At 49.9% G+C, this 989-nt stretch carries 1 protein-coding gene; it reads right to left on the reverse strand.

Features of this window, described 5'->3' with window-relative positions:
• The coding region (locus MOST_RS00030; protein WP_129588627.1) for an IS110 family RNA-guided transposase at positions 1-989 on the reverse strand (989 nt) is incomplete at both ends.

Genomic DNA, 989 nt, shown 5'->3' on the forward strand with positions numbered 1-989 from the left:
TGTAATTGGGCGCGGCGATAGTCACCTAATACTTTGTCAGGGTCGTAGTTTTCTTTCTTCCTGGCCAGGCCGTACATTACCCGCAGTAATTTTACGGCTATGGCTATTAAGGCCTGCTTCTTTTTTAAGGGGTTTTCCCGCCTGGTCAGGAAGTAGTGGTATAGAGCTTTAAATTCACGGTTTTTGGCTACCAGAGTTAGGCTGGCCTGGTATAACAGGTTCCTTAGTTCGGCTCGCCCGCGTTTGGATATCTTGCTTTGACCATCCTTTTTCCCGGAACTTTGTTCGCTTAAGTTCAGTCCGGCGAGTTTCTGGATTTGCTTCCAGTGCTCGTAATTCTGGGGATCGCCTATTTCGCCTAAAAAGCCGGCTACTGTTACCAGGCCTATACCGGGGATGCTTAATAAATTGCCTGCGATATCTATTCCTGCTAGGATTTCGGCCATGGCTGCTTCTGTTTGCTCGATCTGCTGCTGATAAAAGGCTATTTCGTCTAGGCAGGCGTTTAGCTTGTGTCGGGCTCCGGTTAGTCCTTCGGTTACTGCTATGGACTCCTGGGCCGTCTGGTAGAGGGCCTGGGCCCTTTTCATCCCTACCCGGTGGTTACTGGCTTCTTTTAGTTGCTCGGCTAATTCTTCGACCTTATGGGCTAATATTAAGCTGGGGAAGGGACAGTTCCTTAACACCCATTGGGCGGCTTTGCCTAACAGGTTTTTGAATACTTGCCCTAGCTCGGGGAAGTATTCGTCCAGGATGGCCTGGAGTTGGTTTAAGGCGCTGTTTAGTTTCCGGCGTTGCTGCCGCCGGGTTACGGTCAGGTTCCTTAGTTCGGCATATTTTCCTTTGGGCAAAAGGCAGTGGAGGAAGTTCCCGTCCTTGACTATTTTGGCTATTATCCCGGCGTCTTTGCGGTCGTTCTTGGTGGGGGAGTTACCTACTTCCTCTTTCCGCCTTTTGACGTGATAGGGGTTGACTATCACTACCGTATA

This window comes from Neomoorella stamsii (genome assembly GCF_002995805.1).
Classification (GTDB): Bacteria; Bacillota; DSM-521; order Neomoorellales; family Neomoorellaceae; genus Neomoorella; species Neomoorella stamsii.